Annotated in this window: 16 protein-coding genes; 10 read left to right on the top strand and 6 right to left on the bottom strand. The window is 59.7% G+C overall.

The genetic code is table 11. The features are described from left to right. Window positions 1–88: 88 nt before the first annotated feature. Window positions 89–1,018, bottom strand: a complete 930-nt coding sequence (locus AB9L16_RS12850) for a ZIP family metal transporter (RefSeq protein ID WP_151552580.1) — start codon at window positions 1,016–1,018, stop codon at window positions 89–91. Window positions 1,019–1,033: 15 nt separating this feature from the next. Further along, on the bottom strand, window positions 1,034–2,260 hold the full coding sequence (locus AB9L16_RS12845; protein WP_122611305.1) for a zinc-dependent alcohol dehydrogenase: 1,227 nt from the start codon (window positions 2,258–2,260) through the stop codon (window positions 1,034–1,036). Between the two features lie 375 nt (window positions 2,261–2,635). Here AB9L16_RS12845 and AB9L16_RS12840 point away from each other — a divergent pair, with 375 nt between their 5' ends. Both AB9L16_RS12840 and AB9L16_RS12835 read left to right on the top strand, forming a co-directional pair. Next, entirely contained in the window at window positions 2,636–4,222 is a 1,587-nt protein-coding gene (locus tag AB9L16_RS12840) for an ABC-F family ATPase (protein ID WP_016774693.1), read from the top strand. A gap of 327 nt (window positions 4,223–4,549) precedes the next feature. Beyond that, window positions 4,550–5,737 carry an MFS transporter gene (locus AB9L16_RS12835; RefSeq protein WP_071172408.1) on the top strand — a complete coding sequence of 396 codons (1,188 nt, stop codon included), beginning with the start codon at window positions 4,550–4,552 and terminating at the stop codon, window positions 5,735–5,737. Between the two features lie 127 nt (window positions 5,738–5,864). Here AB9L16_RS12835 and AB9L16_RS12830 read toward each other — a convergent pair whose 3' ends face one another. Together AB9L16_RS12830 and AB9L16_RS12825 are read right to left on the bottom strand one after the other, a co-directional pair. Beyond that, the gene (locus AB9L16_RS12830; protein ID WP_375123693.1) at window positions 5,865–6,902 is read right to left on the bottom strand and encodes an alpha/beta hydrolase family protein; all 1,038 of its coding nucleotides are present in this window, start codon (window positions 6,900–6,902) and stop codon (window positions 5,865–5,867) included. A 167-nt stretch (window positions 6,903–7,069) separates the two neighbouring features. Further along, window positions 7,070–7,681 (bottom strand): FMN-dependent NADH-azoreductase, encoded by a 612-nt coding sequence (locus AB9L16_RS12825; RefSeq protein WP_016774691.1) that lies wholly within the window; start codon window positions 7,679–7,681, stop codon window positions 7,070–7,072. Between the two features lie 126 nt (window positions 7,682–7,807). On the opposite strand from AB9L16_RS12825, the gene AB9L16_RS12820 reads away from it, so the two are divergent. Continuing rightward, entirely contained in the window at window positions 7,808–8,716 is a 909-nt protein-coding gene (locus tag AB9L16_RS12820) for a LysR substrate-binding domain-containing protein (protein WP_110645260.1), read from the top strand. Further along, window positions 8,713–9,072, top strand: coding sequence for an MmcQ/YjbR family DNA-binding protein (locus AB9L16_RS12815; RefSeq protein ID WP_133337837.1), 360 nt, complete (start codon window positions 8,713–8,715; stop codon window positions 9,070–9,072). Before AB9L16_RS12820 ends, AB9L16_RS12815 begins: the two co-directional genes overlap by 4 nt. Window positions 9,073–9,238: 166 nt before the next feature. Here the strand turns inward: AB9L16_RS12815 and AB9L16_RS12810 are convergent, their stop codons facing one another. After that, the gene (locus AB9L16_RS12810; RefSeq protein WP_095179990.1) at window positions 9,239–9,667 is read right to left on the bottom strand and encodes a DUF1294 domain-containing protein; all 429 of its coding nucleotides are present in this window, start codon (window positions 9,665–9,667) and stop codon (window positions 9,239–9,241) included. After that, a complete protein-coding gene (locus tag AB9L16_RS12805) occupies window positions 9,664–10,494 on the bottom strand; it encodes an undecaprenyl-diphosphate phosphatase (RefSeq protein ID WP_016774688.1) in 831 nt (276 codons plus the stop codon). The genes AB9L16_RS12810 and AB9L16_RS12805 overlap by 4 nt, the downstream gene beginning before the upstream one ends. Before the next feature lie 304 nt (window positions 10,495–10,798). On the opposite strand from AB9L16_RS12805, the gene AB9L16_RS12800 reads away from it, so the two are divergent. From AB9L16_RS12800 to AB9L16_RS12775, 6 genes are all read left to right on the top strand, one after another. Further along, on the top strand, window positions 10,799–12,433 hold the full coding sequence (locus AB9L16_RS12800) for a methyl-accepting chemotaxis protein (protein WP_095179989.1): 1,635 nt from the start codon (window positions 10,799–10,801) through the stop codon (window positions 12,431–12,433). A 352-nt stretch (window positions 12,434–12,785) separates the two neighbouring features. After that, on the top strand, window positions 12,786–13,349 hold the full coding sequence (pnuC, locus tag AB9L16_RS12795) for a nicotinamide riboside transporter PnuC (RefSeq protein ID WP_375123692.1): 564 nt from the start codon (window positions 12,786–12,788) through the stop codon (window positions 13,347–13,349). Next, on the top strand, window positions 13,346–13,870 hold the full coding sequence (locus AB9L16_RS12790) for an AAA family ATPase (protein ID WP_150635354.1): 525 nt from the start codon (window positions 13,346–13,348) through the stop codon (window positions 13,868–13,870). Before pnuC ends, AB9L16_RS12790 begins: the two co-directional genes overlap by 4 nt. A 331-nt stretch (window positions 13,871–14,201) precedes the next feature. Further along, window positions 14,202–14,651, top strand: a complete 450-nt coding sequence (locus AB9L16_RS12785) for a hypothetical protein (RefSeq protein WP_056785923.1) — start codon at window positions 14,202–14,204, stop codon at window positions 14,649–14,651. 1 nt (window position 14,652) lies between these two features. Further along, the gene (locus AB9L16_RS12780; RefSeq protein ID WP_041479691.1) at window positions 14,653–15,225 is read left to right on the top strand and encodes a hypothetical protein; all 573 of its coding nucleotides are present in this window, start codon (window positions 14,653–14,655) and stop codon (window positions 15,223–15,225) included. A 73-nt stretch (window positions 15,226–15,298) separates the two neighbouring features. Further along, window positions 15,299–16,291, top strand: a complete 993-nt coding sequence (locus AB9L16_RS12775) for a hypothetical protein (RefSeq protein WP_056785920.1) — start codon at window positions 15,299–15,301, stop codon at window positions 16,289–16,291. Window positions 16,292–16,296 lie beyond the last annotated feature (5 nt).

Here is a 16,296-nt window from a genome sequence, read left to right as displayed (position 1 = left end):
GCATTGCCTATAAACGAAAGAGTGATTGGCGCTGAAAAAAATTCCCTTTTTGTGCGAGACGATACGCTCAGTGGTGCACATCGGTTTTTTAACCCAAAGCGGTATCGAGAAACATCATCACGCCGAACCCAAGCATCAGCCCGAGCGTGGCAGGCGTCTCGTGGCCGTTGCGGTGAGTTTCCGGAATCACTTCATGCGACACCACAAAGATCATCGCGCCCGCCGCCAGGCCCATCGCCACCGGAAAACCCAACGCAAAACTATTGGTGATGCCCAATCCGATAATCGCGCCCAACGGTTCCATCAATCCTGAAGCGGCGGCAATCAACGCTGCACGCCCTGCGGAAATGCCGGTCACCCGTAGCGCCAACGCCACAGCCAGACCTTCGGGAATGTCCTGAATGGCGATCGCAGTGGTCAGCGGCAAGCCGATTTTCATGTCGCCGGTGGCGAAGCTGACGCCGATCGCCATGCCTTCCGGCAGGTTGTGCAGGGTGATCGCCAGCACGAACAGCCAGACTCGATTGAAGCGCTTGGCTTCGGGGCCGCGCCGGCCGCTCTTTTCGTGTTCGTGGGGGACGAAGCGGTCGAGGCCGACCATCAACGCTACGCCCAAAGCCATGCCGGCAACTACGACGGCAGCGGCGAGCATGGGACTGCTCACCGCTTCCTTCGCCGCCGCAATCCCCGGCAGGATCAGTGAAAAGGAACTGGCAGCCAACATCATCCCTGCCGCAAACCCGAGCATGGTGTCTTGAGTTCGCGAAGTAATCGCCCGCAACGCCAGGGCCAGCAACGCACCGATTGCCGTGGCGGCAAAACCCGACAGACCGCCGAGAGTGGCGAGGCGTAGCGTGTCGCGGCCGGTACTGACCAAACCGGTGTAGCCGCTGATCAGCAACAACACGGTTACACCGACCAGGGTCAGCCAGAAAATGCGCCCTCCCCAGCCCGTGCGCGACAGGTTCACAAACCATGCTCGCACGGGAGCTGCGAACGAAGATGACGGTAGCGCCATGAAAAGTCCTCGGTTTCAGGTGGCCGGTACGAACGGCGTGGTTTCATCCAGCTGCGCCAGCGGAACATCGCTGCCACCCGGGGTCAGAATCACCTTGCGGCATTCTTCCTGCTTTTTATTGAAGATCTTGTAACCCTCCGCGGCCTGCTCCAGCGACAGCCTGTGGGTGATGATCGCTTCAGGCTGCAACTTGCCGGTTTCGATGTAGCCAAGCAGCTCAGGCAGAAAACGCTGTACGTGAGTCTGGCCCATTTTGAAGGTCAGGCCCTTGTCAAAAGCGTCGCCGAACATGAAGCCATGGATAAATCCTGCATACACCCCCGGAACGCTGACCACACCGCCACGGCGGACGGCGGCGATGCACTGGCGCAAAGCCTTGCCGCTGCTGCCTTCAAGCTTGAGTGTAGCCATGACCGTTTCGGTGGTGCTGCCCTTGGCTTCAAGGCCGACGGCATCGACCACCGCATCGACGCCGCGATGGCCGGGAGTCTGGCTGGTAATGGTATCCGCCGGGTCATCGTCCTTATCGAAGTTGATCGGAATCACGCCGTAGGTGCGCTGGGCATAATCGAGGCGGTACTGGTGATGGTCGACCATGAAAATCAGCTCAGCACCGAGCATTCTCGCGCAGGCTGCGGTGAGCAAACCGACCGGCCCGGCGCCGTAGATCGCCAGACTCGAACCCTGTTTAACGCCGGCGTTGATCACCGCTTGCCAGGCAGTCGGCAGGATGTCAGAGAGAAACAGCACTTTCTCGTCCGACAGCGTGCCCGGTACCTTGAACGGGCCGGTATTGGCTTTCGGCACGCGCACCAGTTCCGCCTGGCCACCGGGAATTCCGCCATACATACGGCTGTAGCCGAACAGCGCTGCTGGCGGCGGAATCATTTTCTTGTTCAGCGCCGCGCCGGGGCCTTCGTTGGTGGTCTCGCAAGCGGCGTAAAGCTCTTGCTGGCAGAAGAAGCAATCGCCACAGGCGATCACGAACGGAATTACCACGCGGTCGCCGCGCTGCACGGCCGTGACGGCTGGCCCGGTTTCTTCGACGATCCCCATGAACTCATGACCGAATATATCGCCGTGCTCGACGGTGGGTATTTTGCCTCGGTACAGGTGCAGGTCCGACCCGCAGATGGCGGTAGCGGTGACGCGCAGGATGATGTCGTCGGCGGCTTCAAGTTTCGGGTCTGGTACGGTTTCGACGCGCACGTCATGGGCGCCGTGATAGGTCATTGCTCGCATGGCTTGGTCCTCACTCGTTTGAACGAAAATGGCTGCTGCTCCACTTTCCGAAGTGAAAATGGCCGAGTGAGTTCATTCGGGTTTTCGAGATTTTGATCAGCGGATATCGGGGACTTCTCGGACGAGCCGATGCGTACGCCCGTTTGCCTGCCATATAACTGCCGTCTGAGTTATGCGACAATGCGCGCCAATGTCCAACAAGAACCCCGTACTCGTCGCTCAGCAGCTTGCCTTCAACGGCCCCAGTTGCGGACGGCTTATGCGCGTTGGCTCAACTCAAGCACAGACTGGGGGGAGCTGGAAAAGCTCCAGATTGGTACTCAGGTTTGTACCAGGCACCACAGACCAGCTCTAACCCATTGATAGGTAAGGTAATTGATCTCCACAGCTAACATCACGATGCAGTTTGGCGCCAAGCCGCTGTTCGAAAACGTTTCGGTCAAATTCGGCGCAGGCAATCGCTACGGCCTGATCGGTGCCAACGGTTGCGGCAAGTCGACCTTCATGAAAATCCTCGGCGGCGACCTCGATCCGTCCGGCGGTCAGGTCATGCTCGAACCGAACGTGCGTCTGGGTAAGCTGCGCCAGGATCAGTTCGCCTACGAAGAATTCACCGTGATCGACACCGTGATCATGGGTCACGAAGAGCTGTGGAAGGTCAAGGCCGAGCGCGATCGCATCTACTCGCTGGCTGAAATGTCCGAAGAAGACGGCATGGCCGTTGCCGAGCTGGAAACCGAGTTCGCCGAGATGGACGGCTACACCGCCGAATCCCGTGCCGGCGAATTGTTGCTGGGTCTGGGCATTCCGCTGGAACAGCATTTCGGCCCGATGAGCGAAGTCTCGCCAGGCTGGAAACTGCGCGTGTTGCTGGCGCAGGCACTGTTCTCCGATCCGGAAGTGCTGTTGCTCGACGAACCGACCAACCACCTGGACATCAACACCATTCGCTGGCTGGAAAACATCCTGACCCAGCGTAACAGCCTGATGATCATCATCTCCCACGACCGTCACTTCCTGAACAGCGTGTGCACGCACATGGCTGACCTGGATTACGGCGAGCTGCGTCTGTTCCCGGGCAACTACGACGAGTACATGACCGTGGCGACCCAGTCCCGCGAGCAGTTACTGTCGGACAACGCCAAGAAGAAAGCGCAGATCTCCGAGCTGCAATCGTTCGTCAGCCGCTTCTCGGCCAACGCCTCGAAAGCCAAGCAGGCCACCTCCCGCGCCAAGGCGATCGACAAGATCCAGCTGGCCGAGGTCAAGCCTTCCAGCCGCGTCAGCCCGTTCATTCGTTTCGAGCAGAACAAGAAGCTGCACCGTCAGGCGGTCATGGTCGAGAAAATGGCCAAGGGTTTCGATGGCAAGCCATTGTTCAAGGACTTCAGCTTCCAGGTTGAAGCCGGCGAGCGCGTTGCGATCATCGGCCCGAACGGTATCGGCAAGACCACCCTGCTGCGCACCCTGGTCAACGAACTGACCCCGGATGCCGGTAGCGTGAAATGGACTGACGCCGCTGAACTGGGCTACTACGCTCAGGACCACGCTCACGACTTCGAAGACGACGTCACCCTGTTCGACTGGATGGGTCAGTGGACCCAGGGCGAACAGATGATTCGTGGCACCTTGGGCCGCATGCTGTTCTCCAACGACGAGATCCTCAAGTCGGTCAAGGTCATCTCCGGTGGTGAGCAAGGTCGCATGCTGTTCGGCAAGCTGATCCTGCAAAAGCCCAACGTGCTGATCATGGACGAACCGACCAACCACTTGGACATGGAATCGATCGAAGCACTGAACCTGGCGCTGGAAAACTACCCGGGCACGCTGATCTTCGTCAGCCACGACCGTGAGTTTGTATCGTCCCTGGCCACGCGCATCATCGAGCTGAGCCCGAACGGCGTGACCGACTTCAGCGGCACTTATGACGACTACCTGCGTAGCCAAGGCGTCGTTTTCTAAGAGCAGCTTTTAGTTTCAAGCTGCAAGCTGCAAGTTAAAAGCCCTGTCCTCTGTGACGGGGCTTTTTGCATTCGGCGTTTGGACATTGCTGGTGCGCAGATATTCGCGAGCAGGCTCGCTCCCACATTGATCGTTCCCATGCTCCGCGTGGGAATGCAGCCCGGGACGCTCCGCGTCCCAACAGCGGACGCAGAGCGTCCATGGCGGCGTCACCACGCAGAGCGTGGGAACGATCATTAAGGCGAAGTAGTTAGCCTGCTTTCTTTTATCCCAGCCCCGCGCCATGATGTCGGCAACTCTCCCACCGCCGCCCGCGAACGAGTGCTCATGTCTGCGCAGCCACTGCCACCGCAAAGCTCCCTGGCGATCACCCTGCAGATCGTCTCCATCGTTTTCTATACCTTCATTGCCTTTCTCTGTATCGGGTTGCCGATTGCGGTACTGCCCGGTTACGTCCATGAGCAACTGGGTTTCAGCGCGATCATTGCCGGTCTGGTGATCGGCTCGCAGTATCTGGCCACCCTGCTCAGCCGGCCAATGGCCGGGCGCATGTCGGACACCCTCGGCACCAAGCGGGCGATCATTTATGGCTTGTGGGGGATTGTTCTCAGCGGCGCGCTGACGTTGCTGTCGACCTTGCTGCAAAGTTTTCCGCTGACCAGCCTGTTGATTCTGATTGCCGGGCGCCTGCTGCTTGGCATTGCCCAAGGCCTGATCGGTGTCGGCACCATCAGTTGGTGCATGGGCCAGGTCGGTGTCGAGCACACGGCAAAATCCATCGGCTGGAACGGCATCGCCTCTTACGGCGCGATCGCCATTGGTGCGCCACTGGGCGTGGTGATGGTCGCTGAATATGGCTTTGTCAGCCTTGGCATCGCGCTGTCGGCGTTGGCGGCAGGCGCGCTGTGGTTGATCCGCAACAAACCTTCGGTGCCGGTGATTCGTGGCGAGCGCCTGTCGTTCTGGGCGGTGTTCGGCAAGATTGCGCCGTACGGCACCAGCCTGACGCTGGCTTCTATCGGCTACGGCACACTGACGACTTTCATCACCCTTTATTACCTCAATCGAGGCTGGACCGGCGCGGCTTACTGCCTGACCGTGTTTGGCGTGTGTTTCATCCTGTCGCGGCTGTTGTTCATCTCGGCGATTGCCCGGTTTGGCGGGTTTGCCTCAGCCATCGTTTGCATGTCGGTTGAAACTGTCGGGCTGGTGATGTTGTGGCTGGCGCCCTCCACTGCGTATGCGTTGATTGGCGCAGGGCTGGCGGGGTTTGGGCTGTCTCTGGTGTACCCGGCGCTGGGCGTTGAAGCGATCAAACAGGTGCCGAGTTCCAGCCGTGGTTCAGGGTTGGGGGCTTATGCAGTGTTCTTCGATCTGGCACTGGCGATCGCGGGACCGTTGATGGGCGCTGTGGCGTTGAATCTGGGCTATTCGTGGATTTTCTTCAGCGCGGCGTTGTTGTCGGTGACCGGGCTGGGCCTGACCTTGTTGCTCAAGCGTCGTGCACTTCCCTGAAAACAGACAATTCAATCTCCGTGGGAGCGAGCCTGCTCGCGAAGGCGTCGTGTCAGAGAAAGATGCGCTGGCTGACTCACCGCTTTCGCGAGCAGGCTCGCTCCCACAGGGGAATGCGGTGTTTGAGTTATTGATCCGCCGTCTGCATCCCCGCCCTGCTCGATTTACCCAGTGCCTGGGCAAAAAACCGTCCGGCCTCGGAGATCAGGTTGCGGTGAATATCTTCGCGATCCACCCCGTCGGCATCGGTACACAACGCCGGCATGGCGCGGATCTGCTCTTCGGTGCACGGCGCCATGAACACGAAGTGCCCTGCTCCGGCCAGCAATTTGAAGTCCGGCGCGGTGGGCAGTTTGCGCGCCAGGGCGGCGGCGTTTTTATCGAAGGCCACCAGTTTGTCGCCGTCGCCGCTGTAGAGCAGCACCGGTACGTGCACATCGGCAAGGGTGTGGCGGCCGAACTTCAGGCTCAGCGGTGCCATCAGCAATAACGCGTGAACCCGTGGATCGGCCACTGGCTGCAAGTCATCGCGATCAACAATCAGTTCACCCTTGGTGTTACAGGCGTCGTGATCGTCCGGACGTTCCTGGCAATAGCGGCGCAGACGATCCAGATCCGGTTGCGCCCCGGAAAGAATCAACGCGGTCTCGCCTCCAGCCGAATAACCGATCACACCAACCTGATCAGCATTGACGAACGGTGCCAGCATGTTGTCTGCGAGCGTCGCGGTGATCGCTTGGGAAATCTGGATTGGCCGGCCGTAGAGATTGCTCAACGTGCCAAGTCGGCTGTGGTCGCGCCAGTTGTCGCCGGGATGAATCACTGCAACCACGACAAACCCCTTGCGCGCCAGCGAAGTGGCCAGATCATGCAAGGCCAGCGGCGTGCCGGTATTGCCATGGGAGAGCATCAACATGGGAAAGCGGCCGATGGCAACCTTGGTGTCTTCTCCAGCCTCGACCGAGTAACCCTCAAGCAAACTCATATGCTCACGGTCACTGGACGGGTAAAAAGCGATGGCGCGCATCGGTTGCAAATCGAGCGGGTCGAGAAAGGTCATCTCGTGATAACCGACGCTCCAGACAGGGTGGCGCCCCGGTGCGGCCTGCACTGAATTCAGGCTGGCCAGCAGGCAAATCAGCAACAGTGCACAAAGATGCCTCATGAATGCCCTACCCTGTTGGACCACATCGTCGGATGTGCTGAAACTGCATAACCCGGGCCAGATTATGTAACAGCCAGAAACAAAAAACTCCGTATTCGGCCCTTGCGGAACCAGAATACAGAGTTTTTGGGGGATTACCTGAACATCAGCTGTTCTTTACGCAAGCCTTACGCGGCGGCGAACAGTTGCTCGCTGATCTTCGCTTGCGCAGCGCTCATGGCGTTGTTGCGCACTTCTTCGCCATAGGCCAGACCTTCAGCGCGGACGATTTCGATATCGGTGATGCCGAGGAAGCCCAGTACCAGCTTCAGATATTCTTCGTGAGCGATGCCGCTGGCCTGACCGGCGTGGATGCCACCGGAAGTCGACACGATCACCACTTTCTTGCCACCGCACAGGCCTTCAGGGCCGGCTTCGGTGTAGCGGAACGTCTGGCCGGCGACGGCGACGCGGTCGATCCACGCTTTGAGCTGGGTTGGAACGGTGAAGTTGTACATCGGCGCGGCAATCACCACGGCGTCGGCAGCGATGAATTCGGCCAGGGTCGAAGCGCTCAGCTCGGCTTCGTGCTGTTGCGCAGCGTCGCGCAGTTCGGCGGTGGTGCCGGCAGCAACCAGTGTGGTCGACGAGAAGTGGCTGATCGCATCGGCCGCCAGGTCGCGGTAGGTGACCACGGCGCTCGGCTCGGCAGCTTGCCAGGCGTCGACGACTTGACGGCTCAACTGACGGGAAGCCGAGTTGTCGCCGAGAATGCTCGAATCGATGTGCAACAGTTTCATGTGGGTTCTCCTGAAAGAATCGCCGGCGGCGACGGAATGGAGACAATCCTACGCAACAAACCAATAGCTGATTAGTCGCCGACAATGCGATAGTTCGTCCCATTGATAGAACGACTGGAAACACGTATGCAGGACCTCAACGATCTCTACTACTTCGCCAAAGTGGTCGAAGCCGGCGGATTTGCCGCCGCCGGGCGCTTGCTAGGTATTCCCAAGTCACGGCTTTCGAGAAGAATTGCCGAGCTGGAAGAGCGCCTCGGCGCACGTCTGCTGCAACGCACCACTCGCCAACTCAATCTCACCGCCGTTGGCGAACGCTATTTGCGCCACTGTCAGGCGATGTTGCTGGAAGCGGAAATGGCTGACGAGGCGGTGGCGAGCATGTCCAGCGAGCCTCGCGGGCGCTTGCGGGTATCGTGCCCGACCGGTCTTGCCCATGAAATGCTGCCGACGGTGATCAGCGATTTCCTCGGCAAGTTTCCTCAGGTGCAGTTGGAGGTCGTCCTGCTCAACCGCCGGGTCGATCTGGTCACCGAAGGCATCGATGTAGCGTTGCGTGTGCGCGATCACGGTGATGAAGATCCTTTGCTGGTCACCCGCCGCTTGCGTCAGGCCCAGGCGGTGGTGATCGCCAGCCCGGCGTTCATGCAAGGCAAGACGATCACTCATCCGCAGGACCTGAAAAACCTGCCGGTACTCGGCGCGCTGGAAGCCGACCGCATGGTTCATGTGCGTCTGCTCGATCAGCAAGGCAAGAGCGTCGATCTGAGCATGGAAGCGCGGCTGGGCATTGATGACTTCGTGGTGCGCAAGGCCTGCGTGCTCGCCGGTCAGGGCTTTACCGTGCTGCCGATGATGTTCTGCGAAACCGAATTGCGTAACGGCACACTGGTGCAAGTGCTGCCGCAATGGTCATTGCCTGGCGGCTGGCTGCAAGCGGTGTACCCGCACAGGCGCGGGGTAATGCCAGCGGTGCGCGCATGGATCGATCACTTGGTCGAATCGTTCAATGCATGCGGGGACAGATTTCTATGAAACAAGGAAGAATGAGCGAAGCCGAGGTCGCCGAGTTTTGTCTGGCTCTGCCCGGCGCGCGGGAAGATTACAAATGGGGCGGCGTGCGGGTGTTCTCGATTGCCGGCAACAAGATGTTTGCCTTGCAGGGGCTGCGAGGAGATTCGCTGGCGTTCAAGGTCGACAAGGATCTGTTTCTCGGCCATTGCGACCGCCCGGGGATTCATCCGGCGCCGTATCTGGCGCGGGCGCAGTGGATCATCATGCACCCGCCCTACCCGCTGGGTGCCGAGGAATTGCGGGGACTGTTGCAGCGATCGCATCAACTGGTGGTGAGCAAGTTGCCTAAGAAAACCCAAATCGGCCTGCTTTTGTAAGCACGCAAATCCTGTGGGAGCGAGCCTGCTCGCGAAGGCGGTTTGTCAGGCGACTCATCAGCGAGGATTGATCGTTCCCACGCTCTGCGTGGGAATGCAGCCGGGGACGCTCTGCGTCCCAAAAGATCGCAGCCTTCGGCAGCTCCTACAGGGGTAAGTGTGTTCTTTAGATCAAAGACAACAGGTTGGAACCGAGGAAAATCTGGTCAATCCAGAACACCTGATGCAACAACACGATCGCCCAGAACAGAATCTGAAACGACACCTTGCGCGTTTTGTGCCGAAACACCTGCTGCGCAATCAACGCTCCCGGCCAGCCGCCCGCCAGTTCGACCGCATGCAGGATATTTTCCGGGGTGCGCCAGGCATCGGCGCGGGCTTTGCGTTTGTCGGCCCAGTACAGAAAGAACGCCAGCACACTGACAATCCCGTACGCCGCCAGCGGCACCCGCGAGATGCCGCTGAGCCACATCGACAGCGAGCCGAACAGCGGCAGCGCGCAGACGATCAGCAACACCCCAAGCTTCAATTTCAGATGCTGAACGCGCCCGCCTGAAGGTCGCCCCTCAGGGCGGCGCGTGCGGGAATCGTTCATGCCTTGGCCGCCGACCAGTCCACCCAGCCGAACTGCCAAGTGGCCAGAATGAACAGGCCGAACGCAATCCGGTACCAGGCAAAGGCTGCGTAGCTGTGGCTGCCGATGAACTTGAGCAGGCCGCGCACAGCGATCATGGCGAAGATGAACGCCGTGACAAAACCAATGGCGAACACCGGGAAATCCGCCGGCACGAACAGGTCGCGATATTTGTAACCCGAATACACTGCCGCACCGACCATGGTTGGCATGGCGAGGAAGAACGAGAACTCGGTGGCCGTCTTGCGCGAAAGGCCGAACAGCAGGCCCCCAATGATCGTCGAGCCGGAACGCGAGGTTCCGGGAATCATCGCCAGGCATTGCGCGAAGCCGATTTTCAGCGCGTCGGTCCAGCGAATCTCGTCGACGGTTTCCGCATGCACTTCATGCTGGCGCTGTTCGGCCCACAACATGATGATCCCGCCGATGACCAGCGCCGCCGCGACGGTAATCGGGTTGAACAGGTATTCGTGGATCAGATCGGCAAAAATCACGCCGAGCACTACGGCCGGCAGGAAGGCGATCAGCAGGTTGGCGGTGAAACGTCGTGCGCTCGGCTGGGTCGGCAGGCCGATCACCACGTCGAGGATCTTGCGCCGAAACTCCCAGACCACCGCGAGGATCGCGCCGAGCTGGATGATGATGTTGAACGCCATGGCCCGTTCGCCGCCGAAGTTCAGCAAGTCGGCGACGATGATCTGGTGTCCGGTGCTCGAAATGGGCAAAAACTCCGTCAGCCCTTCTACAACTCCTAGAATCAGTGCCTGCAAGGCGGTCCAAAGATCCATCAATCCCCCAAAGAGCGATGCACGCGGGCATGCCCCGATAGTATTTTTTCGTTCACTGCGTCCAGCGTAGCCGGTAAAAGCTGTAGCGATTGCGCGCGCACAGGATCCACACGAAACGGTAAAAATTCCGTGAAATATCAAAACCGGATTCAGGTTTTCGCGCGCGGGGCCGAAATCCTAACAGACAAGCCTTAATAGCGCTCCCCGCGTTAGGCGGCTCAAGTCGCGCAATCGCGAGCCCACAGCGGTGGCTGGATGCTGGCGATCGTTTATTACAAGAACAAGAATCCGGAGTGACAGCGTTATGAACAGCTTGCGCAGTGTGTCGATCAGCCGACGCTTGTGGCTCATCTTGATCGTGGCGGTGGTCATGTTGCTGACCTTGGGCGTGCTGATGCTCAAGCAGATCCATGACGACCTCTACCACGCCAAGGCGCAGAAAACCCAGCACGTGGTGCAGACCGCCAGTGGCCTGCTCACCTATTACCAAGGGCTGGAGACCGCCGGCACCCTGACCAGAGATGCCGCGCAAAAGCAGGCGCTGACCGCGATCCGTGGCCTGCGCTATGACCAGAGCGACTACTTCTGGATCAACGACCTCACGCCCGTGATGGTCATGCACCCGACCAATCCCAAGCTCGAAGGCCAGAACCTTTCGGCGATCCGCGACCCGGATGGCTTTGCGGTGTTCAACGAGATGGTCGCCATCGCCAAGGCCAAAGGCGCGGGCATGGTCAATTATCGCTGGCCGAAACCGGGGGCGACTGATCCCGTTGCCAAGACCTCGTATGTGAAGCTGTTTGAGCCGTGGGGCTGGGTAATTGGTTCCGGCGTTTACGTCGACGATGTGCAGGCAGAATTCCAAGGACAAATGATCAAGGCGTCGGCGATCGGCCTGGCGATTGCGCTGATCATGGCGCTGCTGGTGATCCTGATCGCACGCAGCATTGTCCGTCCGTTGCAGGAAACCGTGAATGCCATGGCCAACATCGCCAGCGGCGAAAGCGACCTGACCCGCAGCCTCGATACCCATGGCAAGGATGAGGTCACCGAACTGGCCCATCACTTCAATGCCTTCACCGCCAAGCTGCGCCGAGTGATTGGTGACCTGCAGGTGTCGGCCAGCGCTTTGGGCCAGTCTTCCAGCGAGCTGGGCAACGATGCCTCGCAGGCGCAGCAGCGCAGTCAGCAGCAATCGCAGCAGATGGAACTGGTGGCCACAGCGATCAACGAAGTCACCTACGGCGTGCAGGACGTGGCGAAAAACGCCGAACACGCCGCCGCAGAAATGCGCGATGCCGAAGCGCAGGCGCAACAGGGGCAGATCAATATTGACGGCAGCCTGCAACAGATCGACAAGCTCTCGGGCACGATCGATCAGGCGGTGGAAGTGATCCGCACCCTGGCGGCGGAGAGTACGCAGATTGGCAGCGTGCTGGAGGTGATTCGTTCGATTGCCGAACAGACCAACCTGCTGGCCTTGAACGCGGCGATTGAAGCGGCGCGCGCGGGAGAACAGGGTCGCGGGTTCGCCGTAGTCGCCGATGAGGTGCGCTTGCTGGCCCAGCGTACGCAGAAATCGACGGCGGAGATTCAGTCGATGATCGAGCGTTTGCAGAATCATTCGGAGGCTGCGGTGAAGGTGATCGGCGACAGCAGCAAGGCCTCGCAATTGACCATCGAACAGGCGGGACTGGCCGGGGCGAGCCTTAATGCGATTGGCCAGGCATTACGTAATCTCAACGGTCTCAATGCGTCGATTGCCAGCGCTACGCTGCAACAGGCGCAAGTGGTTGAGGACATCAACCAGAACGTCACTCAGGCGGCCGGGCTTTCCCATAGCACCGCGTTGGCGGCTGAGCAGTCCAGTGCAGCCAGCCTGCGGCTTGGGCAACTGAGCGAACAGCTCAACGGGTTGCTGCGCCAGTTCCGGGTCTGACCGGTCACCGAGGTGAGCCCACCCCTCACCCCAGCCCTCTCCCCGAGGAGAGGGAGCAGATCACTGGGCTTTTCATGATCTGCGTTCGACGCGTTATTCCAGGTCGGCGTACCTCGACCAAACAACGCGATCAGTTCCCTCTCCCTCCGGGAGAGGGTTAGGGAGGGGCTTTTGATCGCAGATCACTGGGCGTTTCATGATCTGCGTTCGACGCGTTATTCCAGGTCGGCGTACCTCGACCAAACAGCGCGATCAGTTCCCTCTCCCTCCGGGAGAGGGTTAGGGTGAGGGGCTTTTGACCTGACTAATGCAGTACAATCCGCCCCCTTCTCAACTCCCCCAAGGATCACTCATGTCCGGGCTTGAACTGTTTGCCGCTGCCCTCGGTGTCATCGCGGTGTGGCTGACGGTCAAGCAGAATCCGTGGTGCTGGCCGATCGGGCTGGTCATGGTGTTGCTCTACAGCTGGGTCTTCTTTGAGGTGAAGCTGTATTCGGACATGTTGCTGCAAGTGATCTACGCCGCGCTGCAGATCTACGGCTGGTGGCAGTGGACCCGCGCCGGGACGATGCATGACGGTCGCCAGGTTACCCGCCTCGATCCACGCTCAATGGTGCTCGGCCTCGGCGTTGGGGCGATCGGCAGTGTGTTGCTGGGCGCGGCGATGGCGCACTGGACCGACGCCGCACAGCCGTGGCTCGATGCCGCGCTCACCGGTTTCAGTCTGGTCGCGCAACTGTGGATGGCGCAAAAACGTCTGCAATGCTGGGCGCTGTGGTTCGTCCTCGATGTGATCTTTGTCGGCCTGTTCATCTACAAAGGCCTGTACCTGACCGCCGCCCTGTACGCGCTGTTTACCCTGCTCGCCGTGCAAGGCTGGCGGGAATGGCGTGCCGATCCGGCGTTGCGCACATGAAAGTCGTTGTTCTCACCGGCCCGGAATCCACCGGCAAGAGCTGGCTGGCGGCAGGGCTGGAGCAGCGTTTCGGCGGCGTGCGTGTGGATGAATATGTTCGTCGGTTCATCGAAGACAACCCACGCGACACTTGCCTTGCGGATATCCCTGATATCGCCCAGGGCCAGTTGCAATGGGAAGATCAGGCGCGCGCGAAACAGCCCCCACTGCTGATTCTCGACACCCACCTGCTCAGCAACATCCTCTGGAGCCAGACTTTGTTTGGCGCCTGCCCGGACTGGCTGGAAACCGAGTTACTGGCGCGCCATTACGACCTGCACCTGCTGTTGTCCCCACAACAGATCGACTGGACCGAAGACGGCCAGCGCTGCCAACCGGATCTTGCGGATCGCATGGCGTTCTACGAAGCCACCCGCGTTTGGTTGATCCAGCACCAACAGCCGCTGCAAATGATCGAAGGCAATTGGGCCGAGCGCCAGACGCAAGCCTTTGCGGCGGTCGAGCGTTTGCTGTCCAGATAAGCCGCCCGGCGGCTTTTAACGCAAAACTGTCCGTTTTTGAAACACTCCCGACCGCGCAAAGGCCCCGCCCAAGCGTCATTCATCATTGCGTCACGTGATCTGTTACGCCGATGAAACACCTCGGCGCAAACCCTTGTTCCAGAGCTTTCCGGCGCCCATTGCCCCGCAAGCGATCCGCCCTGTGTCTCAGCGCTGAAACAGTGCCCGCAACAGGGAACTTCCAAAAGTATTTAAGCCGTTGAAATAAAAAGATAATTCAAAACCGGCACAGCTTTCGCTCTCTTCTTCACAACGCTGAATAACCCAGCCCACTGAAGAAGGAATTGCAGCCGTGGGGAATTTCAATAAAGGCCTGACCTGCCTCCTGCTGATCGGATCAGCCGCCAGCGCTTTGATCAGCGTCAGCGCCCAGGCTGAAGGCAACGGCGTGATCGTCCTCAACCGCGACGTTCAACCCGTCGCGATCGGGCGCAATGGCGGCAAAGACCCCTATCCGACCACGGTCAACGCCAACCCTTCGGCGCGGATCAACCAGACCCTCAGCAGTACCGAACTCACGGACGGTGATTTCGCCAGTGTCGCCAGCGGCTCATCGATTCGCGGCAACATGACCACGCCCAGTTCCAACCTGCCCGGCATGAACACCCTGACCAATCAGAACGGCCTGCCCGGCATGCGTACTGGCAGCGGCGGTGGTTCTGGCGCCTCGATCTCCAACACGGTCAACCGGGCGATGAGCACCGGGCTGGCGCCTCTGACTCGTATGGCCGGAGGCCAATGACATGAATCGCACCCTGCTGCTTCTCGCCCTGCTCGGCTGCACCAGCGCCATGGCCGATTCGGCTTCAGTCAACAAGGCAAACATTCAGGATTCCGGCGCTCAGTATCGCGGCAACTTCAATGTCAACCAGGCTGCCGGTGACCAGATGCAACAAGCCAACACCAAGGCGATTGCCATCGGCACCGAAGCCCATGCCACCACCAGCGTCAGGCAGACCATCGACACGCCCGCCAGCCGCGCCATCGACGCGAGCGCCAACATCGGCGGCAACTCTTTCAGCAATGGCAACGGCATCCTCGGTGTTAACCAGGGCGCCGGTGCCAACAATCAAATGGCCAACGTCACGCGCGTCAGCATCAGTGCCGGCCCGCAGAGCGTTGACGACAGCGCCCTTTCACAACAGAACGTGGCGTTTTTACCGAGCTCAGGAGCAACTGGTACCTCAATCGGCAGTCGCCAGGTCACGACAAGTGATCAGGCCTTCACCGGCAGCCGCGGGGTAATCCAGGTGAACCAGAGTGCCGGGGTGGGGAACCGCATGGCTAACACCCTGAGCATCCGGGTCGCAGACTGACCCAAACAAAAAGCAGTGCAATTAGAAAAGTCCCAACACTTAACCAACTAATAAGCACGACGGAGAAACAACCATGAAACCTACAATGGCTCTCAAACCACTGGTTTTCGCACTCGCAGCAGTGATGGCAATGGCAGCACAGGCTGGCGGCCGTGGTGACAACAACGGTCATGGTAACGGGCACGGCAACGGTCACGGCCAGCCACAAGGTCCGAATCTTGAACAACTGCTGCAGATCACCGCAGGCGCCGGCGCCGCTGTACTTGACGCACAAAACAGCGACGGCAACGTGGTGAAAAACCAGGGCACCCTGAACAACGCCAATGCCAGCGACTCGCTCAACGGCTCCAACGGCAACATGGGTGCCAACGTGGCGGGCGGCGACGGCAACCAGCAGGACAACGCTGCTGCGCTGGCTACCGCTGACGAAAGCTTCATCTTCGGCAATGCTGTTGCCGCCTCGAGCGCGACTCAGGTGAACAACAACAACTACGTGAAAAACTCTTCCACCTTCAACAACGCCAACCTCACCAATACTGGCAACAACGGTTCCGGCAACATCGGCATCAACGTGACCGCCGGCAACTTCAACCAACAGAAAAACAACCTCGCCATCGCCGTTTCCGGTGGTCGTGTAGCGCAGGCTGCCGCCTCTGCCAACCAGTCCTCGACTGGCCTGGTCGTGGAAAACAAAGGCGTGCAGGCTTACAAAACCGACACCCTTACCGGTACTTATGCAGCCGCTGGCGTGTTCAAAGCCAAAGGCACTGCGACCATCGAAGACGACAACGACCATGGTGGTTGGGGTAACCGTGGCGGCGGCCATGGCGGCAACGATGATCAGAAAGCCAAGTTCGAAGCCGTGGGTACTTTTGGCCTCGCTGGCGTCACCACCCAACAAGTGTTGACCAAAGATGGCTGGAAAACTCCTGTCGTCAACAACGCCAACATGACCAACTCGATGAACAACTTCTCCGGCAACGGCGGAGCCAACGTCTCGGCGGGTGTGGGCAACCAACAAAGCAACTCGCTGTCCATCGCCGCAGGTTGCAAAGCCTGCATGTAATCGCG

Source organism: Pseudomonas sp. LW8 (assembly GCF_041956865.1).
Lineage (GTDB): Bacteria > Pseudomonadota > Gammaproteobacteria > Pseudomonadales > Pseudomonadaceae > Aquipseudomonas > Aquipseudomonas siliginis.
The sequence above is the reverse complement of the archived record's forward strand: the minus strand, read 5'-3'. Positions and strand labels throughout refer to the sequence as shown.